15 protein-coding genes are annotated in these 21,419 nt (G+C 60.9%); 10 read left to right on the top strand and 5 right to left on the bottom strand.

Annotated features, from left to right (window positions below):
* Positions 1-31: 31 nt before the first annotated feature.
* From hisH to hisI, 4 genes are all read left to right on the top strand, one after another.
* Positions 32-649 (top strand): imidazole glycerol phosphate synthase subunit HisH, encoded by a 618-nt coding sequence (gene hisH / locus IRZ24_RS00230; RefSeq protein ID WP_297159361.1) that lies wholly within the window; start codon positions 32-34, stop codon positions 647-649.
* Positions 646-1,404 carry a 1-(5-phosphoribosyl)-5-[(5-phosphoribosylamino)methylideneamino]imidazole-4-carboxamide isomerase gene (gene hisA / locus IRZ24_RS00225; RefSeq protein ID WP_297159359.1) on the top strand — a complete coding sequence of 253 codons (759 nt, stop codon included), beginning with the start codon at positions 646-648 and terminating at the stop codon, positions 1,402-1,404. Before hisH ends, hisA begins: the two co-directional genes overlap by 4 nt.
* Before the next feature lie 209 nt (positions 1,405-1,613).
* The gene (gene hisF / locus IRZ24_RS00220) at positions 1,614-2,429 is read left to right on the top strand and encodes an imidazole glycerol phosphate synthase subunit HisF (RefSeq protein ID WP_297159357.1); all 816 of its coding nucleotides are present in this window, start codon (positions 1,614-1,616) and stop codon (positions 2,427-2,429) included.
* Positions 2,413-3,444 carry a phosphoribosyl-AMP cyclohydrolase gene (hisI, locus tag IRZ24_RS00215; protein WP_297159355.1) on the top strand — a complete coding sequence of 344 codons (1,032 nt, stop codon included), beginning with the start codon at positions 2,413-2,415 and terminating at the stop codon, positions 3,442-3,444. Before hisF ends, hisI begins: the two co-directional genes overlap by 17 nt.
* 91 nt (positions 3,445-3,535) lie before the next feature.
* On the opposite strand, the gene IRZ24_RS00210 is transcribed toward hisI, so the two are convergent.
* The 4 genes from IRZ24_RS00210 to IRZ24_RS00195 form a co-directional block, all read right to left on the bottom strand.
* A complete protein-coding gene (locus IRZ24_RS00210; protein ID WP_297159353.1) occupies positions 3,536-4,528 on the bottom strand; it encodes an HD domain-containing protein in 993 nt (330 codons plus the stop codon).
* A 248-nt stretch (positions 4,529-4,776) separates the two neighbouring features.
* Positions 4,777-6,006, bottom strand: a complete 1,230-nt coding sequence (locus IRZ24_RS00205; protein WP_297159351.1) for a mannosyltransferase family protein — start codon at positions 6,004-6,006, stop codon at positions 4,777-4,779.
* A 204-nt stretch (positions 6,007-6,210) separates the two neighbouring features.
* Positions 6,211-9,525 carry an isoleucine--tRNA ligase gene (gene ileS / locus IRZ24_RS00200; RefSeq protein ID WP_297159349.1) on the bottom strand — a complete coding sequence of 1,105 codons (3,315 nt, stop codon included), beginning with the start codon at positions 9,523-9,525 and terminating at the stop codon, positions 6,211-6,213.
* Between the two features lie 113 nt (positions 9,526-9,638).
* Positions 9,639-10,394 (bottom strand): alanyl-tRNA editing protein, encoded by a 756-nt coding sequence (locus tag IRZ24_RS00195; RefSeq protein ID WP_297159347.1) that lies wholly within the window; start codon positions 10,392-10,394, stop codon positions 9,639-9,641.
* Between the two features lie 737 nt (positions 10,395-11,131).
* Here IRZ24_RS00195 and IRZ24_RS00190 point away from each other — a divergent pair.
* The 6 genes from IRZ24_RS00190 (at position 11,132) to IRZ24_RS00165 (ending at position 20,263) form a co-directional block, all read left to right on the top strand.
* A complete protein-coding gene (locus IRZ24_RS00190; RefSeq protein ID WP_297159344.1) occupies positions 11,132-13,990 on the top strand; it encodes a 2-oxoglutarate dehydrogenase E1 component in 2,859 nt (952 codons plus the stop codon).
* 250 nt (positions 13,991-14,240) lie between these two features.
* Positions 14,241-15,662, top strand: coding sequence for a 2-oxoglutarate dehydrogenase complex dihydrolipoyllysine-residue succinyltransferase (gene odhB / locus IRZ24_RS00185; protein ID WP_297159342.1), 1,422 nt, complete (start codon positions 14,241-14,243; stop codon positions 15,660-15,662).
* A 302-nt stretch (positions 15,663-15,964) separates the two neighbouring features.
* The gene (locus tag IRZ24_RS00180) at positions 15,965-17,545 is read left to right on the top strand and encodes an FHA domain-containing serine/threonine-protein kinase (RefSeq protein ID WP_297159339.1); all 1,581 of its coding nucleotides are present in this window, start codon (positions 15,965-15,967) and stop codon (positions 17,543-17,545) included.
* 90 nt (positions 17,546-17,635) lie between these two features.
* Positions 17,636-18,178, top strand: a complete 543-nt coding sequence (locus IRZ24_RS00175) for a DUF6391 domain-containing protein (protein WP_297159336.1) — start codon at positions 17,636-17,638, stop codon at positions 18,176-18,178.
* 26 nt (positions 18,179-18,204) lie between these two features.
* Positions 18,205-19,089 carry a sulfurtransferase gene (locus IRZ24_RS00170; RefSeq protein ID WP_297159335.1) on the top strand — a complete coding sequence of 295 codons (885 nt, stop codon included), beginning with the start codon at positions 18,205-18,207 and terminating at the stop codon, positions 19,087-19,089.
* Positions 19,090-19,126: 37 nt separating this feature from the next.
* The gene (locus tag IRZ24_RS00165) at positions 19,127-20,263 is read left to right on the top strand and encodes a phosphotransferase (protein ID WP_297159333.1); all 1,137 of its coding nucleotides are present in this window, start codon (positions 19,127-19,129) and stop codon (positions 20,261-20,263) included.
* A gap of 81 nt (positions 20,264-20,344) precedes the next feature.
* On the opposite strand, the gene IRZ24_RS00160 is transcribed toward IRZ24_RS00165, so the two are convergent.
* A complete protein-coding gene (locus tag IRZ24_RS00160; protein WP_297159331.1) occupies positions 20,345-21,328 on the bottom strand; it encodes an aldo/keto reductase in 984 nt (327 codons plus the stop codon).
* Positions 21,329-21,419: the final 91 nt, after the last annotated feature.

Raw genomic sequence — 21,419 nt, 5'->3', positions numbered from 1 at the left:
CAGCTCGAGGAGAGGAAAGAGAGCAAAGACAATGATCGCCATTGTTGACTACGGCGCTGGCAATTTACGCAGTATTCAAAAGGCTCTGGAACACGTTGGGGCCCAAGCGACGGTGACCGCGGACCCGGCCATTGTCGCGCGTGCACGGGCGGTCGTGCTTCCAGGTGTTGGCTCCGGCGGGGCTGCCATGCAGCGCCTGAAGGCTACCGGTCTCGATGCAGCCATCCGCGAGGCTACAGCCCGCGGGCGTCCCTTTCTGGGCATCTGCCTGGGGATGCAGCTACTGGCTGAGCATCATGCCGAAGGGGAGGTCGAGGGCCTGCACCTCTTCCCTGGTGAGGTCCGACGCATTCCCCAGGGTCCGAAGATTCCGCACATGGGCTGGAACCAGGTTCACCCACTGCGCCCAGAGCTGCCTATATTTAAAGGAATACCTGCTGGGGCCTTCTTCTACTTCGCCCATTCTTACTATGTGGAGCCGCGCGATCCCGCCGGGGTAGCGGCCATCACCGACTATGGCACGCCCTACTGTAGTGTCATTGTCAGTGATCATCTCTGGGGAACCCAGTTCCATCCTGAGAAGAGCGGAGTGATGGGGCTGCGCCTGTTGGCGAACTTTGTAGACTGGGTTGGGGAGCGCGTGCCATGATTATCCTGCCCGCTATCGACCTGCGCGAGGGGCGCTGTGTGCGTCTCTACCAGGGTGACTACCATCAGACAACGGTCTACAGCCATGACCCGGTCGCGGTCGCCCGGCGCTGGCAGGAAGCGGGAGCACGCTGGCTACACCTGGTCGATCTGGATGGTGCCGCTCAGGGGCAGCCGGTCAACCTGAACACGGTCGAGCGCATTCGGGCCGCCACGACGCTGCAGATTGAGCTAGGGGGCGGTCTGCGTGATCTGGCCAGCATCGAGCGAGTGCTTGCTCTTGGGATCAATCGGGTGGTGCTGGGGACCAGTGCCGTGCGCCAGCCCGCTTTGCTTGCAGAGGCTATCCAACGCTGGGGGGAGCGCATCGTAGTTGGCCTGGATGCCCGCGATGGATTAGTCGCTGTCGCCGGCTGGCAACAGACAGAACGCATTGCGGCTGTGGAGCTGGCCGCCCGGCTCTGCGAGCTGGGAGTAGCGCGCTTTATTTATACCGATATCGCTCGCGATGGCACCCTGAGCGGGCCTAATTTGGAGGCCCTGCAGGCTATGTTACAGGTGGTGAGGCAGGCCCAACCACCGCGTGCCTTGATCGCTTCGGGCGGCGTGCGCGCGCTGGAAGATATCCGAGCCCTGGCGCGCCTGGGGGTCGAGGGAGTTATTATCGGCAAGGCTCTCTATACAGGAGATGTCGACCTAGCAGCGGCTCTGGCCTGTGCTGCCGCCTGTGAGCCGTCGACGGAAGACGCCGACTGACAGCAGAGAGACCGGCGAGGAGGAGAAGAAGACAGGGACTGGCCCGGGTCCTGTTCTGGTCAATCGCTGGCGCGGCGCGCCGGAACGCGCGGGAAGGGCGGAAGGAAGGTCGCCGCAGAACTGCGCGGGGCAACCGTGCAGAGCGCTAGGTTATGCAGCGGCCTGGCCGGCCAGGCCGCGCAGAGGAGAAGTATGAGGAAGGGGCAGCCATGTTAACGAAACGGATCATTCCCTGCCTGGATGTGGCCGCCGGGCGCGTCGTCAAAGGGGTGAATTTCCTCAACCTGCGCGATGCCGGCGACCCGGTCGAACTGGCAGCTTTCTATAACGCCGAGGGAGCTGATGAGCTGGTCTTTCTTGACATCACGGCTTCGTACGAGCAGCGCAGGACCATGCTGGATGTGGTCGCTCGGACAGCCGAGCAGGTCTTTATTCCGGTAACTGTTGGCGGAGGCATTCGCAGCGTTGAGGATATTCGGGCGACCTTGGGAGCCGGTGCCGATAAGACCTCTGTGAATACGGCGGCGGTGCAACAGCCCGAGCTGCTGCGTGCAGGAGCCGAGCAATTTGGGTCTCAGTGTATCGTGCTCGCCATTGACGCCCGCAGCAATCCGACCATGCCCAGCGGCTACGAGGTCTACATCCACGGAGGCCGGACACCAACAGGTCTTGATGCCGTTGATTGGGCCTGCCGTGGTGTCGAGCTGGGGGCGGGTGAGATCCTATTGACCAGCATGGACCGTGATGGAACACAGCAGGGCTACGATCTCACGCTAACAGCCCGTATCGCTCAGGCGGTCAATGTGCCGGTGATCGCCTCTGGGGGAGTCGGGACGCTAGAGCATCTCTACGAGGGGCTGACCACGGGAAGAGCTGACGCTGTTTTGGCGGCTTCGATTTTCCACTTTGGCCAGTACCGTATTGCTGATGCCAAGCGTTACTTACGCACGCGAGGGGTAGCCGTGCGCTGGGATGAGGAAGAGACAAGCGGAGGAGGAGGAAACAGAGATGGCGCTGAAGTTTGATCGCCAGGGGCTGATTCCGGCTGTGATCCAGGATGATGAGAGCAATGAGGTGCTGATGGTCGCGTTCATGAATGAGGAAGCCCTGCGCCTGACGCGCGAAACCGGCTATACCCACTTCTATAGCCGCTCGCGCCAGGCCATTTGGCGCAAGGGCGAGCAGTCTGGACATGCTCAGCAGGTGCGCGCTATCCTGGTCAACTGTGAGGAAAATAGCCTGCTGATCCGCGTAGTCCAGCAAGGCGGAGCTGCCTGCCACGAGGGCTATCGTAGCTGCTACTACCGGCGTCTGCTCCCCGATGGCCGCTATGAGCTGGTAGCTACGCGCCTCTTTGATCCAGCAGAGGTCTACGGTTATCCTGACCGCCAGCTCCAGCAGCCCAACGTCGGCGAGATCTCGGCGTCGACAACAGGGTTGGCCTCGGCAACACAGCAGCCAACGCCAGAGGAGAGGCTTCCTCGTGAGGCAGACAGTGAGAAGGCTGCAAATGAGACCCTTGGCCAGCAACTAGAGACGCTGCTCCGTCAGCTCTACACGGCCTATCTCTATCTGCGCGACCATGATTTGAGCGAGCAGTCCCATACCTCACGTTTGTTGCAGGAGCGCAATCCCACTTACCTGCTTGGACGGCTTGCTGATGAATTGCAGGAGCTGGCCGGCGTGCTTGAGGGGACACACCGCCATCAGAATCTCCAGGCTGATACCATCTTAGAGGGCAGTCAAGTCGGCTACTGGCTGCTGTTGCTGGCCGCCACGCACCAACTGCGGTACGAAGACTTCCAGCCTCATCAGGCCCTCCTGACAGGCTACCAGGCAACCGTCAGCGAAGAACTGGCAGTTGAGCAACAGCAAGCCTGCCTCAGTGCCCTCGCCAGCCCTGAGCACACTCACCGTATTGAGGGCCTGAGCCTGGGCTTTGCACTCATCGGGCAAGCCTGTGCGCTGGCCGGCCTCAGCCCGCTGGAGCCAGCGCGTTACGACCTGGAGCAGATGCGTCGCAAAGGTTTCGTCTCCTGAGTCCTGCCCAGGGAAGGACAGAGGTCAGGCAACACCAGGCAACACCAGGCACACCCAACCTGGCCGAGGCGTGGGCTATTCGCTGCCTCGCTCAGCGACAGAGGCGCAGATAGCTACCACGCCTTGCCTTGTGTAACACAGCCTGTTGTAGAGCTGCCAGCTCCGCATCGAGCGCCGAGCAGCGAACCAGGCGTCCATCCTCCTGGAGCACGAGAGGATCAACCATGCGCGGCTTGACCCGGGCGTAAACATCAAAAGGCTGATCGGCAGAGACCTCCTGTACCTCTAGTCCGGGCTGGAGCAAGCTCAGGCAACGAGCGATCTCAGGATGAGCTGCACGACGCAGCCGGGCTAGCAGTTCAGCATCTTCTAGAAACAGCTCCTCCTCGCGCAGCAGGCCCTCATCTAAAGCCAGACGCAAAGCTCGTGCTAGCTGGTAGTCAGCGAACATCTCCACCGGATGCATAAACAGTTCCGTTACCAGGCGCACGTACTGATGGACAAACCACATAGCAGCATCGCGGCTGACCACCACGATGCGCCCTTCCCAAACACAGAGCGTCTGGAGGAAAGCCTCGACTGCTGGCCGCGTCAAGTAACCCGCATGCCACAAGTCACGCAGTGTATAATCTACGCGATCGGCACACAACTCAGGAACAGGCTGCTCTAGCAGCGGCCAGTGATCAAAAGCGAGAATTCGCTCTAGATCGAACCCTGAGGAGCGTAGCAGTGCAGGCAGCTCCGAGCGTGCAAGCACCTGCCGCAGATGCTGCTCATGATAGTCCTCCTCGTAGCAGGAGAACAGATAGTCGGCCACATGAGAGAAGGCCGTATGAGAGACATCATGCAACAAACCTGCTAGCTGCTCCTCCAGACCACCGCCGAGCCGGCGAATCAACAGCATCACCCCAAGCGAGTGCTCATAGCGCGTCGTATCGCGTCCTGCACGTACCAGGTAAGAGGCCCCGGCCTGATGCACGCCCTTCAAGCGCTGCAACGGCGCCGAGTGTAGCACCGCCAGCAGCACGGACTCGCTGAGCCGCTGCTCACCCAGCAGAGGATCACGGATCAGCTCTTCAGCCACGCTCTGTCTGCTCCTTCCACACTTGCCTTGTCTTGGCCTTGCCACTTGCTTGTCTTTTGACCCTCTCCACCCTGCCGCCCGGTATCTTTAGCCATCGCGAGCCTGCTTTTCCGCCACCCCTCTTGCGAGCCGGGGGGCGGGAGAGGGGAGTATTGTACACTATAGCACCTCGTGGCTTGCATTGCCAGGCTAGCAAGGGCCAAAGCCCATCACACCACCAGCAGCGAGGCCACGAGTCAGGATCGGCCTCAGGCAACCCAGTAATGCAGAGTAAAGAGCAAAGCGTTGAAGGCAAAGAGGGGAGCGCAGAAGCCCCCGTAGACCAGATCGAAGCTGGGGAAACGCTTGCTCCAGTGCGCCAATACCAGGAAAAGTGGAAAGGCCATCATCAGATAGCGTGGCTGCGAAGCCAGGGTCTCGCCCGAGGTGAGCGGGAAACAAAGAGCAAAGAGCACCAGCGCCAGAGAGAAAAAGCGGTAGGCCGCAGAAAGCTGGCGCCAGCCGACGACCAGGATTCCTAACGGCAGCAGTGTGAAGAGGAGATCCATCAGATTGCGCGCCGCCATCTCCGTATGGAGTGGACCGCTCAGCAGCGCCCCCAGCGCCGGACCAAAAGCCACCCACGGCCATTCAAACTGCCGTCCCCAGACAGTGCGCTCCATCCGGCTGTAGACAAAAGGATCGCCAAAGCGCCACCCCAGGTAGAGCATATAGGCGGCCACCGTCGCCGGAATCAAGAAGGCCGGCAAGATAGCCAGCAGGCGTCGCAGCCACAGGCGCCAGGAGGGAACCGCCTCCAGAGCCGTCGCTCCTGGGTCTGCCGAGAGCGAGGGAGCACGCCAGAAGCGCTCAACCGAGAAGAACAAGAAAGGTACCATCAGCACAATGGCTGTCGAGCGCGTCAAGGCCGCAGCGCAGCCCAGCAGGCCCGCTAACCACCAGCGCCAGAGCGCTGCACCTTGCAACAGAAGAAAGATCGCCAGCGTAAGGAAGAGGAAAAGTGACTCACTGTAGCCGGCGAAGAAAAAGATCGCATAGGCATAGAACGTCAGGTACCAGAGCAGCTTGCGAGCCTGAAGTGGATCGCAAGCCAAGCTCTCTCTAGCCAGGATGTATAGCAGAATAAGGGCACCAAAGAAGAAAAGATTTGAAAGCAGCAGTTCTGACAGAAGAAATGAGAGAGGGAAATGGTTACCGAGAACGGCGGCCCCGAGACGGATCAGCCAGGGCCACAGAGGGAAAAAGGCCACATCCGCGATGGAGCGATAACCCACATGCGCGATGCGCCCGAAAGCCTCAGCATCCCAGCGATACCAGCCGAGCAAGCAGAAGCGCAGCCCGTTCTGTACACAAGGAATAGAGGCCATATTTTTGGGGCGGAGCAGGACCCCGCCAACATAGGTAACAAGGAGCAGCAAGAGGCGGCTGAGTCCGAAGGCCCAAGCCGCCTCTTTCCACGCAGATCGCAGCGTACCCATTGCAGTATTCCCAGACCATACCAGTGTTATGCAGTTGAGCTTAGCCTACCGTTGCATAGAAACGCATGAGCAGGAAGTCTGCCACTGCTCTGAACCGATCAGGCTACTCTCCGACCAGCGAAGGCTGCGCCGGTTGCACTGCCCTGGGTTGCGCTGCGCCAGGGAGATGAGCGGAGCCCGGTGGTGGGCTTACTAATCCGTCAGCTAGCGGGCGGAGGTTGAGGGCTGGGAAGCTGCGATCACCACCTGGACCGTATAGCTCTCCAGCTTGCGCGCAGACGACGGCGAGAGGGTTTCGCGATACAGCTCGCCAGGGAGCGCCTCAGCAAACGGGGTCGTCTCGACGCGCAGGCTATCGGCGAGCGTCTCCTCTTGCAGTTCCGAAGCATGGCGCTGCACCATAGCCGCTAGCTCCTCATCGGCGCAGATAGCGAGCTGAATATGATCCTCGATCTTCAAATTCGCCCGCTTGCGCATATCCTGGACATAGTGCGTCAGGTCGCGGATCAGCCCTTCCTCGCGCAGCTCAGGGGTAATCGTTGTTTCCAAGACGACCACTGCGCCGCGCTCTTCAGCGGTTACATAGCCGGGGCGAGCCGTCGCGATCACCTCGACCTCCTCGGGGGTCAAGGTCACCTCGCGGCCCTCGACCGAAAGAGTCAAAGCGCCCCGTTCGCGCAACTGGCGAGCGGCCTCGCTGGCCGCCTGGGCATCCAGGTTCTTGAGCGTAGCCAAGATCTTTTGCACCAGAGGTCCGTACTTGGGACCCAGGACGCGTGCCTGAGCACGCAGCGTATAGGCCAGCATCTCGCTATCGTCGCTGAGCAGCTCCAAGCGCTTAATATTCAGCTCCTCTAGAACCTGCTCTTTCAGGCGCAGCAGGGCCTCCTGCTCGGCCTGCGAGGGTAAGCGCACATAGAGGGCATTGAGCGGCTGGCGGACGCGAATCTGAGCCTTCTCGCGAGCGGCGCGACCCAGGCCGACAACGCGCATGACCAGATGCGTATCACGAGTCAGGGCCTCATCGATCAGCTCCTGGTGGGCCTGGGGCCAATCACAGAGATGCACGCTGAGCGGTGCCTCTTGATTAACACTGCGGACCAGATTCTGATAGAGGCTTTCGGAGAAGAAGGGCACAAAGGGGGCCAACAGCGTCACCAGGGTGGTCAAGCACTCGTACAGCGTCAGATAAGCGCCCAACTTATCATCATCCAGCTCCGATTTCCAGATACGCTCACGGCTGCGGCGCAGATACCAGTTCGAGAGGTTCTCGATGAACTCTTGCAGGGCCGCCGTAGCGTGGGCGCTATCGTAGCGTTCGAGGCAGGCAGTTACCTCCAGGATCGTCTGCTGCAGCTCTGAGAGAATCCAGCGATCCAGATCGCTGCGCTGCTCCACCGGGAGCTGATAGCGCCTTGGATTGAAGCGGTCGATATTGGCGTAGGTCACAAAGAACCAGTAGATATTCCACACCTTATCAAGGGCCCGGCGGACCAGCATCCATTTCTCGCTCAGGCGTACCGGGACCCCTTCGCGTGCCGCTCGCTCGACATCCTCCTGTGTGGGGATGCGCGGGAAGCGCAGATTCTGCTCTGGGTCCTGACTGGTATAGAGCCAGCGCATCGTATCGGCGCCCACGCGCTCGGCGGCGTCATCGAAGTCGATGGCGTTGCCCTTCGACTTATGCATGATCTCGCCATCTTCATCGAGGACCGTCGCGTAGCCAAGCAACGTTTTAAAAGGCGTTGTCCCCTCCAGGACCGTGCTCATGACCAGCAACGCATAGAACCAGTTCTTGAACTGGCCCGGGAACGACTCCGTCACGAAGTCCGCGGGGAACCACTGGCGCCAGTAGTCGCGGTTATGGCGATACTCCAGGGTTGAGAAGGGAACGATGCCGGCATCCAGCCAGGGATTGCCCACATCCTTAATGCGTGAGACCAGAGAGCCACACTGACGACAACGGATCTTGACAGCGTCAACCCAAGGGCGATGAGGGGAATGGCCTTCGAATTCCTCCCAGCCCTCAACAGCGCGCTCGCGCAGTTCCTCCTTGCTGCCGATGACCTCGAAAGTCCCGCACTGTTGACACTCATAGATAGGCAAAGCCAGGCCCCAATAGCGCTTCTTGGAGATCATCCAGTCGTCCATGTTGCGCAGCCAGTCCAGCTCACGCTCCAGGCCAAAGGCAGGAATCCAGGTCACCTGGCGGGCGACCTCCATGATCTCGTAGCGCAGCTTCTCCATCGAGATATACCACTCATCGACCAAGCGGAAGATCAGCTCGGTCTTGCAGCGCCAGCAGACAGGATAGCGGTGGCGGTACTGCTGCGAGCGATAGAGGAGGCCCTTCTGCGCCAAGTTCTCGGCGATAGGGCGAGCCACCTGAGAGACCGCCTGGCCGGTCAGCCAGTCGTAGCCATCGACGTAAACGCCAAACTCGTCGACGGGGGCTAACACCGCCAGATCGAATTCTTTCGACAGCGCGAAGTCCTCGCGACCGCAGCCCGGGGCAATGTGGACAATGCCGGTGCCTTCGGTCGAGCTGACTTCCTTCCAGGGGATGACACGATGGCTGACCCCCTGAGCAGCGGGCAGCTCATCGAAGGGGCCGCGGTAGCTCCAGCCCAGCAGCTGCTCACCCTTCAGACGCTCCAGGACACGATACTCACCCTTATCGCGCCCGCGCAGCTCCCGTAGCAGGCTCAGGCGCTCCTCAGCCAGATAGAAGATCTGGCCATCCTGTTCCACCTTGACGTAAGTCAGCTCGGGGTGAACCGCGGCGGCCACATTCGCGGCCAGGGTCCAGGGGGTTGTCGTCCAGACGAGCAGGGCCTCGCCAGGGCGTTCGACCAATGGGAAGAGGACATAGAGACTCAGGTGGCTGATTTCATGCCAGTCCTCCGACAGGGTCTCCATGTTAGAGATACCAGTCCCACAGCGGGGACACCAGGTCATGACATCGTGCCCCTTGTAGATAAGACCGCGCTCGTAGCAGCGCTTCAGAAAATGCCAGATCGTATAGTTATTCTCATCAGAGAGCGTGTAGTAGTCGTTGCCCCAGTCCATCCAGTAGCCGAGCCGAATCGACTGCTCAGTAATGCGGCGGGCAAAGCGGAAGACGCGCTCTTTACACAGCTCAACAAAGCGTGCAATGCCGAACTGCTCAATCTCCCGCTTATTCTTGAGTCCTAGCTCCTGTTCGACATTGACCTCAACCCACAGGCCCTGGCAGTCAAAGCCGTTCTGGTAGCGCTGCCGGTACCCCTGCATCGTCTTGAAGCGCTGGAAGAGGTCCTTGTAGGTGCGACCCCAGGCGTGATGGACTCCCATCGGATTGTTCGCCGTCATGGGGCCATCCAGGAAAGAATATTGCTTGTCACTCTGGTCGTTGCGGTGCAAGTAGCGCTGGAGCACGCCATGTTCATCCCACCACCGCTGAATCTCGTGCTCCAGGGCCGGATAGTCGACGCGATCAGCTGCGATCACGGGCCGAAAGACACTTGCTTCTCCAGACACGTCAGCTTCCTCCTCGCTCACTGACAAATGTGTTGTAGCCTTGCCTGGTACTAGGTGCTAGCAAAGACGATGGGTTGGCCGAGCTAAGTCGAGCTTCTTGCGGGTCTGTTCTGCTACGGTTGAGTCGCCCCGGAGGCAGAGCCTGGTGGCTCATCGACCAATTGGATTTCGAGGCGCTTATTGAGCCGCCCTTTGTTTTCGGCGCGCACAATGCGAATGCCGCCGACCTCCTTAGTATGGCGGACATGGGTGCCCCCATCGGCCTGCAGATCAAGGCCGACGATCTCGACAATGCGCACCTCCTCCAGGTCGGGAGGCAAGAGATTGGTACGAGTGCGAATGAGGTCAGGGATGGCGAAGGCCTTTTCCCGGGGGAGGGTATAAACTCGGATAGGCAGATCGGCCTCGATGGCCTCATTGACGCGCTGCTCAATGAAGGCCAGACGCTCTTTGGTTAGGCCCTCCATTGCAAAGTCCATCCGTGCCCGATCTGGGTACATCTGGCCACCGGTTACCGGGACGCGGAACTCCTGCCAGATCACGCCGCAGAGCAGATGCAGAGCTGTATGGGTGCGCATCATCCTGTAGCGGAACTCCCAGTCGATGCAAGCCGTCAGGTCGGTGCCCACGGGTGGGGGAGGGCAGTCGAGCAGGTGCCAGACAACCTCGTCCTGTTTACGCAGAGCGATGACCCTGGCCTGCTGGCGCCCATGATCCCAGGAGAGTGTGCCGCGATCGGCCATCTGGCCTCCGCCGCCGGGATAGAAGACGGTGGCATCGAGGGCCAGCTCATCGCCCTCTGTGGCAACGACTTTGGCGCTGCATTCAAAGGTATAGCTATTCTCCAGGTAGATCAGCTTCGTCTTCATCCTGCAAGCTCCGATCGCCATATAAAAAAACCTCTCATCCGTGCAGGACGAGAGGACTTCCCGCGGTACCACCCGCATTAGTCACGACTAGGCACCTGTGCCGGGTCCGTCCCTGAAAGGAACAGCCCCGCCAGCTCTCACGCTGTCTTGCCTGCTTGGCCTGGCGACCTCAGTGATCCCCTGAGAGGCCCCGCCCAATCATCCCTCGTCCTCGCGCTCTCAAGCGGCGCCGTTGCTTGTCAGTCTGACCTGGCCTATCCGGCACCCGTCGCAACTCGCTCCATGCCGCCGTCTCTCTCGATGTGATATACTATTTGTCGGTCCCCCGCCCTCAGCATGATCGGGCCAGCGTGGCACGCTTGAGCTTTTCTTGCACGTTCCTGCGAGCGCCCAGGCGCCCAGGTGCGTGTCCCGCGACTGCTGGCGCCGGTAGTCGCACCGGCCCCAGGGCGGAGCCATCGAGAGGTTGAGACAGGCGGCCCTCTCTGGTAACGGAGAGGCGCCGGCTAGCTCTACTCGCTTACGCGTTCTGCTAGCTGCTCAGGAGTGATCTTCGGCCTGCTCCTTAGCATCCGGCTCTCACCTGACCCGGACTCTCTGTCGCCAGGGAAGCGGCCTACTGGCTCCCTCTTCGCATCTGTTTGGACTGTGTGCTTGTGTCCGCTTCGGTGGATAAAGGCTACCGCGTTGAGTATGCCATATTCATCACTCTGTGTCAAGCCGCATAAAGGAAACCAATGGATAATTTACAGACATTTTATGGACCAAATGCAGGCTATGTGCTAGATCTGTATGAACGGTATCGCACTGATCCCTCGTCAGTAGATGAGAACACGCGCGCAATCTTTGCCCGCTGGAAGCCGGTGGTAGTTGAAGAGGAGGTAGAGGGCCTGGCTCCGGCAAGGGCCGAGGGGGCGCCGTTGGCTGTAGAGAAAGTCGTGGCCGCAGTGGCTCTAGCGCATGCCATTCGCGAGCGTGGGCACCTGGCAGCGCAGCTTGATCCTCTTGGGCGGCCTCCCCAGGGAGATCCCGCCCTCTTGCCAGAGAGCCACGGGCTCAGCGAAGAGGATCTGGCGCACTTGCCGGCCAGTGTGGTTGGTGGGCATGCCGCGGAGGGAGCCCGCAACGCGCTGGAAGCGATCCAGCGTCTGCGCGCCATGTACTCAGGGACGATCAGCTATGAGTTCGATCAGGTCAAGAGTCCCCATGAGCGCCTTTGGCTACGCGACGCCGTCGGTCTGCAGTTGTTCCAGCGTCGCCTTAGCCCCCAGGCCAGTCGCCAGTTGCTCCAGCGCCTGACCCAGGTTGAGGTCTTTGAGCGTTTCCTGCACCAGACCTATCCAGGCCAGAAACGCTTTTCGATTGAGGGCTGCGATGTCCTGGTGCCGATGCTCGATGAGCTGATCCGCTGCGCGCTGGAGTCAGAGACGCGCGAGGTGATCATCGGCATGGCCCACCGCGGACGTCTCAATGTGCTGGCGCATGTCCTGGGCAAGTCCTATCAGGCTATTCTGGCGGAGTTCGCCCATACGCGCCATGAGGAGGGAGTGCCGCTCACCGATACCTTTGGCTTTGGTTGGAGCGGCGATGTCAAGTATCACCTTGGCGCGGAGCACCTGCTCGGCGGAGAGCGCTCGGTGGCCCTCAAGGTCATCCTAGCTCCCAACCCCAGTCATTTGGAGTTCGTTAATCCAGTGGTCGAGGGCATGACACGCGCAGCCCAGGAGCGCCGCGATCGGCCTGGAGCTCCGCGTCAGGAGCTAGATGGGACGTTGCCGGTCTTGATCCACGGCGATGCCGCTTTCCCAGGCGAGGGCGTGGTCGCCGAGACGCTGAATCTCTGGCATCTGCAGGGCTACTCGGTCGGGGGCACGATCCATATTATCCTCAATAATCAGCTCGGGTTCACAACCGAGCCGCAGGAAAGCCGCTCGACGCTCTTCGCCAGCGACCTGGCCAAAGGTTTTAGCATCCCGATTATCCATGTGAATGCCGATGACCCCGAGGCGGCGCTGACGGCCATCCGCCTGGCCCATGCCTACCGCGATGAGTTTCACAAGGATATTCTGATTGAGCTGGTCGGCTACCGACGTTGGGGACATAATGAGGGGGATGAGCCAGCCTTCACGCAGCCACAGCTCTATGAGCTGATCCGCGCGCATCCAACGGTTCGCGAGCTGTATGCACGGCGCCTGCAAGAGCAGGGAGTGGTAACGGCCCAGGAATGTGAGCAGATGGTGGAGGAGGCCTTTGCGACCTTGCGACGGGCAAAGCAGGAGGTTGATGAAGATCCACGACGCTTCGAACAATTGGGGGGAAATGGGCAGAACGGGCTGGCGGTGGAGTTAGAGCCTGCCCCACCGGTATCAGCAGAGCAACTGCGCCAGTTTAATCGCGAGCTATTGCGCTGGCCCCAGGGTTTCACTGTGCATCAGCGCCTGGCCCGTGTGCTGCAGCGTCGTGCTGATGCGCTGGAGCATGGGAGCATTGATTGGGGCCACGCCGAAGCCCTGGCCTTTGCCTCGATTCTGGCCGATGGGATTCCGATTCGCCTCAGCGGTCAGGATTCGGAGCGAGGTACCTTTAGCCAGCGCCATGCGGTGCTGCACGATAGTCGCACGGGCGAGCGCTATGTTCCTTTGCAGCATCTCTCTCAGGCGCGTGCCAGCTTTGCCATCTATAATAGTCCGCTGACGGAGACAGCGGTCCTGGGTTTCGAATATGGCTATAGTGTGCAGGCGCCGGAGGCGCTCGTGCTGTGGGAGGCCCAGTACGGCGATTTCGCCAATGTCGCCCAGGTCATTATCGATCAGTTCATTGCCTCGGGGCGAGCGAAGTGGCGTCAGCAGTCATCGGTGGTGCTGCTCCTGCCGCACGGCTATGAGGGCCAGGGGCCTGACCATTCGAGCGCGCGCCTGGAGCGCTTCTTGCAGCTATCCGCGAACTACAACTGGCGTGTGACCAACTGTTCAACAGCAGCGCAGTACTATCACCTGTTGCGCCAGCAGGCGCACAGCCTCCAGCATCATCCGCTCCCCCTAGTCGTGTTGACCCCCAAGAGTCTGTTGCGCCATCCACTGGCGGCAGCAACGCTGGAGGAGCTGACACGTGGCTGCTTCCAGCCGGTGCTTGATGATGCTGAGGCGCAGCAGCGAGCAGATGCCATCCGCCGTGTCTTGTTGTGCAGTGGGAAGATCGCCATTGATCTGCTGGCCAGTGAGCAGCGGATGCAAGCCGGTGAGGTGGCCGTGGTACGCCTGGAGCAGTTGTATCCTTTCCCTGAGGAGGAGCTACGGCAAGTGTTGAGCGGCTATCCGGCTGTGCAGGAAGTGGTTTGGGTGCAGGAGGAGCCGCTGAATATGGGAGCCTGGAGCTATATGGGGCCACGTTTGCATACGCTGCTGGCTTCTCTTCCGGTGTCCCAGGTGACGCTGCGCGTGTTGGCCCGTCCTGAGAGCGCCAGCCCAGCCACCGGCTTTATGGACCGCTACGAGGCCGAGCAACGGACTTTGATTGAGGGGGCTTTGCTTGGTGAGGCCGGTCTGGTGGTAGAAAAGCGCTTCGGCGAGACGCCAGCGGGCAAGCGCCGACGCTAGGAGCGGGGGCCAGGGTCGGCCTGAGTCAGACAAGCGAGCCTGCACACAGTGGTGATCAGGCCAGATGTCGACAGGCTCAAGCCGACCCGGCCCGGATGCACAATGCTATAATACCAGAAGCCAGTGCACTCCAGAACCTACGACAGCGGTGCGCTGGTTCGCGGTTAGCTGAGTGGTGCCTTTGATGGGAGACCATGGCCCTCAGCCCAAGCGAAAGTCAGCACTGCAGCAGGAAAGGCAGAGCAAGGAAATGAGGATAGATGTTCGTGTTCCCAACCTGGGCGAATCGGTGGTTGAGGCCACGGTAGCGCGTTGGCTCAAGCGAGAGGGGGAACAGGTCCGTCAGGGCGAGGTGCTGGCGGAGCTGGAAACTGACAAGGTCAGTGTTGAGGTAACAGCGGATCACGACGGGGTATTGGCCGAGATCGTCAAGCGCGAGGGTGATGATGTCGCTGTTGGCGAAGTGCTAGCCCGGCTAGACGCCGCGGCTGTGGGGGCGCAAGAGCGTGTGGCTCCAGCATCTGGGGCGGGCGAGGGGGTGGCCTCACCGACCTCAGGTGCAGCCCAGTCCCCGACGGTACAAGTTGAGGGAGGAGGGCAGGTCGAGGGCGCCCCGGCAGGTTCACGGCTGGCTGATGGCCAGCGTCCCCCTTCGCCGCTGGCCCGTCGTATTGCCGCTGAGTACAACGTGGATCTCTCGCAAGTCAAGAGCAGCAGCCCACATGGTCGCGTGACCAAAGACGATGTTCTGCAGTATCTTGAGCAGCAGCAAGCTCGCCAGCAAGGCCGGGATCAGGCACAGGAGCAGAGGCAGGCGGAGCGAACAGCAGTTCCATCAGCCAGTGCGGAGGCCCGCGTAGGGGCGGCTGATGGGGTAACGGCCCGCGTAGGTGCTGGGACAGTGGGAGTTGAAGAGCGTGCCGCTCAGAGGGAGTCGGCGCTTGAGCCTCCGCCACTGTTGACGTCTGAGTTCCGACGGGAGGAGCGTATTCGGCTCTCGCGTCGGCGCCTGACGATTGCTCAGCGTCTGGTGGAAGCGCAGCACACGGCAGCCATGCTGACCACCTTCAATGAGGTTGACATGGGCGCCATTTTGGCGGTGCGGGCACGCCACCGTGAGGAGTTCAAGCAGCGCTATGGCATCTCGTTGGGCTTCATGTCCTTCTTCACTAAGGCTGTCGTGGGTGCGCTTAAGGCTTTCCCCTATCTGAATGCGGAGCTGCAGGGGCGCGAGCTGGTGGTCAAGCATTATTACGATATCGGCATTGCTGTTAGCACCGATGAGGGCCTGGTCGTGCCTGTTGTGCGCGATGCCGATCGCAAGAGCTTTGTTGAGATCGAAAAGGAGATCGCGGAGCTGGCCCAGCGGGCGCGTAGCAACCAACTCACGCTAGCCGATCTACAGGGAGGCACGTTCACCATCACCAATGGTGGCGTTTTCGGCTCGCTGCTCTCGACGCCGATTCTCAACGGCCCCCAGGTAGGTATTCTGGGGATGCATAAGGTCCAGGAGCGTCCAGTCGTGGTTGATGGGCAGGTAGTCGTGCGCCCGATGATGTACGTGGCGCTGTCTTACGACCATCGTGTTGTCGATGGCCGGGAGGCCGTGCAGTTCCTGGTCCGTGTCAAGGAGCTTCTGGAGGACCCTGAGCGGCTGCTCCTGGAGGGCTGAGCAGTGAGCGGGTGGTAGGCGCCAGACCTGAACGCTGGCGGAGGGGCCGGGAGGGAGCAGCCTCGCCGACAAGGTGTTTGCTTCAATTGACAGGGGCCGTCTGTTAGGCGATAATCAAAGCTGTGCTGTCCGCTCCCGGCGGACCCTTCTTGCCAGCGGGGAGCAGGGGGACGCGCTGGCATGCCCAAAGGCAGCACGGCGGGTCAGCGCACTGGAAGCGGACAAGCCTGGCTGAGGGGAGGGGGAGAGGGACGCTCTGGAGTCGTTCAACTGATGGCAGGAATCGAGGAAATGAGCCGGCTATGCAACCACCAGAGAATCCCTATGCCCGGCAGAAGGGGCATGCTGATGATCTCCAGGCCCTCGTTGGGCGATCCTTGGGACAATTCCGTATCGTAGAGCCGCTTGGCGCAGGCGGGATGGCGGCCGTCTTTAAGGCCTATCAACCGGCGCTTGATCGCTATGTGGCGATCAAGGTGCTGCCGGCACGCTATGCCCATGATCCTGTGTTTGTCAAACGTTTTGAGCAGGAGGCTCGCTCGATCGCTAAGCTGGCAAATCCCCATATCGTGCAGATCCATGATTTTGGCGAGCAGGATAAGATCACCTACATCGTGATGGAGTATGTCGATGGCGGAACGTTGCGGGACCGCCTGAAGAGCCGCTCGCTGTCGCTGCTGGAGGCTGTTGACTTTTTGCTGCAGGCGGCGGAGGGGTTACGCTGTGCCCATAGCCATCATATTGTCCATCGCGATGTGAAGCCGAGCAATATGCTTTTGCGCCGCGATGGTCATCTCCTGCTCTCCGATTTTGGGATCGCCAAGATTCTGGAGGGGACGACACAGCTGACGCGTGCTGGGGTTGGCATCGGGACGCCGCAGTATATGTCTCCAGAGCAGAGCACGGGCCAGGCCGTTGATCAACGGAGCGACATTTACTCTCTGGGCATTGTCTTTTTCGAATGTTTGACGGGACGGGTGCCCTTTACGGCGGAGAACCCGGTCAGTGTGACGCTGAAGCATTTGCAGGAGCCGCTGCCGGTTGACTTGCTGCGTCAGGCTGGGGTGCCGGCTGCCGTTGAGCAAGTGGTGGTGAAGATGACTGCCAAGGCTCCTGCTGATCGCTACCAGTCGATTGAGGAGGTGGTGGTGGCGCTGGCTGCGGCGCTGCAGGCGGCGCATTTGCCGATGCCACATCCCTGGCGTTTGTCGGCTGGCCTTTCGACCTTCGAGGGAGGTGGTTCCGTCGGACTAGGCCCCTCTACGACGCTGTCTCCTCAAGCGAGCACCTGGCCTGCTGCCTCTGGTGGCGGGCAGCAGCCCGCTACAGCCCCTGGGGGGTCCGCTGCGTCAGGCCCTTTCGGGGGGTCCAGTGTGGGTCAGGGCTTCGCTCCGACGCTGCCTGCTCATGCAGGTGCGGGTCCGGCCTCGCCTACTTCGGCTACGCCCTTCCCCACGGTGACGCTGACCTGTTTTCGCTGTGGCACTCCTAATCCCAGTACTCGTCTGTTCTGTACTACGTGCGGTTATGAGCTGGCTGATCGCAAGGCGGCGAAAGATCGCTATGTGGATGCTCAGGGACGCGTCGTGCTGGCCAGCTTGACGCTGCAGAGTGGGCCGCTCGCTGGTCGCTCTTTCCGCTTCCATCAGGATGTGACGACGATCGGGCGCACCAATGGCAATGATTTTATTATCACCGGTCGCACGGTCTCGCGGCGCCACGCCCGGCTATGGTTCGATAATGGTCATTGGTATTTGGAGGATCTGCAAAGCGCCAATGGCACCTTAGTGAATGGCGAGCGCATTCAGCAGACAATCCTGCGCGATGGCGACGTGATCCAGTTCGGCGATGAACGTTTGATCTTTCATATAGTTTATAAATAACAGGGTATTGTTTTTGTTCGGCACGGCAAGGGCTAGCTGGGATGGAGCTGAGCTACTCAGGTGATCCTTGCTGGGAAAGGGTGACGAGCGATGGCTTCGTTCAATCCATTGAATGCGGCTTTGCAACAGCTACTGTTGGGCAGTGCGGTGCGTCAAAATCACGCGCTGGAGCATGCCACCATCGTGCTGCTCAGTCGCAAGTTCCCGGAGGTGCGTTTCTCGGGAATTTCATCGGCCGTGGGCTTTGTCGTTTTTGGGGATGTGCCCACGGAGGAAGTGCTGCCGGCGGCAGAGGAGGCACTGCACCTGCTTCGTACCACGCAGCCAGAGCTGGCGGTCCATGAGCGCTGCGGAACGAATCTAGCGGTAGCCGGCTTGCTGAGTGGCCTGTCAGCAATGACGGTAGCGCGCATGCGGCGCCCGTTTAATACGTTCAACAATGTGGTACTGGCTACGACGGCGGCCCTCGTGTTAGCGCGCCCTCTAGGGCTGACGGTCCAACGCTATCTTACGACACAGACTCCCTCACAGTCAATGCGTATCACAGGGGTGAAGCGCTTCGAGTTACTGGGAACGCCGGGCCACTTTGTGAGCACGGAGAACCCGGAAGCAGAGCGTCTGTTTTCCTGGTGAGAAGAGAAAGGAGGCCGCTGGTAACGATGGCGAGTGGAGAGCGTGATCGCCTCTTGGTCGAGCCGGCCTGGCTGGAGGAGCACCTGCATGATCCCCGGCTGCGCATCGTCGATATGCGTGGCTACGTGCGGACAGTGGAGTGCGGTGCGGGTGAGCAGGAGGCCGTCTATGAGGGTGCACGGACGGAATATGAGCAGGGGCATATCCCGGGGGCAATCTATCTGGATTGGACCAGTGACATTGTTGATCCTGACAGCGAGGTAAAGGCTCAGGTGGCGCCGCCGGAGCGCTTCGCTGAGGTCCTGGGGCGGCTGGGAATAGGAGATGAGCATATCGTTGTGGCATATGATGCTCATCCTGCCTCGCAGTTTGCCACGCGGCTGTGGTGGGCGCTAACCTATTATGGCCACCGCGAAGTACGGGTACTGAATGGGGGGTTTCCGCGCTGGCTACGCGAGGGACGCCCGGTGACGATGGAGATACCGCGGTTTCCACCGGCGCTCTTCACGCCGCGGGTGCAGCCCGAGCTGCGGGCGACGGCGGAAGAGGTGCTGGCCGTGTTGGGGCGCGAGGGAGTGCGTGTCATTGATGCCCGCGATGTAGGACAGTACAGCGGGCAGGTGGTGCGCCGTCCGGGCCGTCGGGGGCATATTCCTGGGGCTATCAATATTCCGCGCGAAGAGCTGGTTGATCCTCACACAGGGCAGTTCCGCAGCAATGAGGAGCTGGCAGAGGTGTTTGCGCGTGTTGGGGTGCGGCCAGAGGAGCGGGTGATTGCCTACTGTAACGGCGGAGTGGCGGCGACGGTTGTTCTCTTTAGCCTGGCGCTGCTGGGCTATCCTCATCTGACGAACTATGATGGCTCCTGGAATGAGTGGGGTGTGCGCCCTGATCTCCCCACAGAAGTCTAGGGGCCTGGGTCTGGTTGCTGGATTGTGAGGCGTGCTCATGGAGGGTTTTTTCTCTGCTGATTCTGGCGGAGGTAGGCGTGGGGAGTGGCCCGGGGCCAGCTCCTTTGACCTGGAAGCGATCATGGAGGGCTTCGGTGTGCCGTCTTGGCAGCCGCTTGGTCCGTTGCTGTCTCCCTATAGCTCTGAGCCACTAGGGGTGTTGCTGGAGATTGAGGGGGAGCCTTATCTACTGCGGCCTCGTCCGGAGGGACCGGCGGGTGAGGACAGTGAGCACTGCTATCGCTTCCAGCGCTTTTTACGTCTGGCCGGTTTGCCCGTACCTGCGCTGCGCCAGACGCCAACGGGGTCGTACTGCCTAACTCTAGGAGAGGAGCACTTTGAGCTGCAGCAGTGGTTAGGTGGGGAGGACTTCGCTAGCGCGGGGCCGCAAGGACTGCGCTGGGTTGAGGCCGCGGGGCGGACGCTGGCGCAGTTGCATGAGGCTTCGCTGCGCTTTCCGGGTCCGCAGCATCGCTGGCCTTCGGAGTTGCAGGCAGGAGGGCTGGTGCAGGGCTGGCTGAATCTGGCGCGGGAGCGGGCTGAGCGCTGTGAGGTGGGTGCCCTCTCTGCCGCGCTGCAGACGTGGGTTGAGCAGTGGGAGGCGGTACTGCCTGCGGCAATGATGACGCTAGGAGCTGCTCAGGGGCTGCTCGAGCTCCATATTCATGGGGATTACCAGGCGCTGCATATGCGCTTTAGCGCTGAGGGGGTCTGCTCAGTCTCAGACTTTTATGCTTCGCGCTGGGAGAAGCGCATTCTGGAGGTAGCGGCGGCACTCTTTGCTTTTAGTGCTTTGGATTGGCAGCCGGCGACGGGCCAGACGCGCCCACTGGTGGCCCGGGGTCTGGAGCCTGAGCGCGCGCGGGCATTCTTACGGGGCTATGGCTCGCTGCTTCCTCCCGAGGGGCAGGAGGCGGTTTGTCTGGCTGAGGCGTTGATGTTAATGGTGCCCATCTTGACGATCAATGGCCCGCTGGAGGACTTTGTCTTTGGGGAGGAAACAGCGCTGGAGCAATCCCAGGAGCAGACAGAGGAGATGCTCGAGCGCCTGGCCTGGGCCAGCGCCTGGCCTGGCTGGCTGCGGCGAGCCAGGCGCTGGCTCAGTGAGCTGTGGGAGGAAGCTGCTTCTGGTTGAGTGGACAGCCTCCTCTGCAGCGCTGCTTTGCCCTCTGCCACTACGGCTACAGCTCTAGGCTGGGGAGCCGAGCAGGACGGCTCACTCGGGGCCGACAACGCGATGAGGGACGTATGGTTCTTCCAGGTAGGCGATGTCCTCGGAACTCAGGCGAACGTTGAGTGCGCCGACGGCCTCTTCGAGTTGACTGACTCGGGTAGCGCCAACGATGGGGGCGGTCACCGGATCTTTTTGTAAGAGCCAGGCCAGGGCGATCTGCGCGCGTGGAACTCCGTAGCGGCTGGCCAGCTCTCCAACGCGATCGATGATCTGCTGGTCAGCGCTGGCGCTGGCGTCATATTTGATGCGCGCCATCTGGTCCGTTTCGGCGCGCTTGGTGGTGGGCTGCGAGGGATCACGGGCCAGTCTGCCAGATGCCAGGGGGCTGTAGGGAATGACGCCGATGCCTTCGGCGCGACAGAGGGGGAGCATCTCACGCTCTTCTTCGCGGTAGATCAGGTTGAGGTGGTTCTGCATGGAGATGAAGCGGCTCCAACCGTGCCGCTCGGCCACGAAGAGCGCTTTCTGGAACTGCCAGGCGTACATGGCCGAGGCGCCGATGTAGCGCACCTTGCCGGCCCGAACAAGATCATTGAGCGCTTCCATCGTCTCCTCAATCGGTGTCTGGTAGTCCCAGCGGTGGATCTGGTAGAGGTCGATGTAGTCGGTTCCAAGGCGCCGGAGGCTGTGGTCGACTTCACTGAGAATGGCTTTCCGCGACAGGCCAGCGCCATTAGGCCCCTCACGCATGCGAAAGAAGACTTTCGTGGCGATGACAACCTCGTCCCGCTTGACAAAGTCCTTGAGTGCGCGCCCAAGGATCTCCTCACTCATGCCAAGCGAGTAGACATTGGCTGTATCGAAAAAGTTGATCCCCAGGTCAAGGGCTTTTCGGATAATCTGCCGGCTCTGTTCTTCGTCGAGGACCCAGGCGTGAATCCAGCGGTTGGGGTCACCGAAGCTCATGCAGCCGAGACAGATGCGTGAAACTTCTAGCCCGGTCCTTCCTAGTTTTGCATACTCCATGTTACACCTCTAAAGGTCTTTACTAGCCGTTTTGCTGCCCAAGGGAGCAGTAGGAACACGCCACGCAGCGAGCGCGCGTGCGCAGGCGTCA

Origin of the sequence: Thermogemmatispora sp. (assembly GCF_019683755.1) — a bacterium.
Taxonomy (GTDB): Bacteria; Chloroflexota; Ktedonobacteria; order Ktedonobacterales; family Ktedonobacteraceae; genus Thermogemmatispora.
The sequence above is the reverse complement of the archived record's forward strand: the minus strand, read 5'-3'. Positions and strand labels throughout refer to the sequence as shown.

What these genes read in the sequence shown, in the direction of transcription:
- hisH (WP_297159361.1), top strand. Translation starts at nt 32, where the DNA reads ATGATCGCCATTGTTGACTACGGCGCTGGCAATTTACGCAGTATTCAA.
- hisA (WP_297159359.1), top strand. Translation starts at nt 646, where the DNA reads ATGATTATCCTGCCCGCTATCGACCTGCGCGAGGGGCGCTGTGTGCGT.
- hisF (WP_297159357.1), top strand. Translation starts at nt 1,614, where the DNA reads ATGTTAACGAAACGGATCATTCCCTGCCTGGATGTGGCCGCCGGGCGC.
- hisI (WP_297159355.1), top strand. Translation starts at nt 2,413, where the DNA reads ATGGCGCTGAAGTTTGATCGCCAGGGGCTGATTCCGGCTGTGATCCAG.
- IRZ24_RS00205 (WP_297159351.1), bottom strand. Translation starts at nt 6,006, where the DNA reads ATGGGTACGCTGCGATCTGCGTGGAAAGAGGCGGCTTGGGCCTTCGGA.
- IRZ24_RS00195 (WP_297159347.1), bottom strand. Translation starts at nt 10,394, where the DNA reads ATGAAGACGAAGCTGATCTACCTGGAGAATAGCTATACCTTTGAATGC.
- IRZ24_RS00190 (WP_297159344.1), top strand. Translation starts at nt 11,132, where the DNA reads ATGGATAATTTACAGACATTTTATGGACCAAATGCAGGCTATGTGCTA.
- odhB (WP_297159342.1), top strand. Translation starts at nt 14,241, where the DNA reads ATGAGGATAGATGTTCGTGTTCCCAACCTGGGCGAATCGGTGGTTGAG.
- IRZ24_RS00180 (WP_297159339.1), top strand. Translation starts at nt 15,965, where the DNA reads ATGCAACCACCAGAGAATCCCTATGCCCGGCAGAAGGGGCATGCTGAT.
- IRZ24_RS00175 (WP_297159336.1), top strand. Translation starts at nt 17,636, where the DNA reads ATGGCTTCGTTCAATCCATTGAATGCGGCTTTGCAACAGCTACTGTTG.
- IRZ24_RS00170 (WP_297159335.1), top strand. Translation starts at nt 18,205, where the DNA reads ATGGCGAGTGGAGAGCGTGATCGCCTCTTGGTCGAGCCGGCCTGGCTG.
- IRZ24_RS00165 (WP_297159333.1), top strand. Translation starts at nt 19,127, where the DNA reads ATGGAGGGTTTTTTCTCTGCTGATTCTGGCGGAGGTAGGCGTGGGGAG.
- IRZ24_RS00160 (WP_297159331.1), bottom strand. Translation starts at nt 21,328, where the DNA reads ATGGAGTATGCAAAACTAGGAAGGACCGGGCTAGAAGTTTCACGCATC.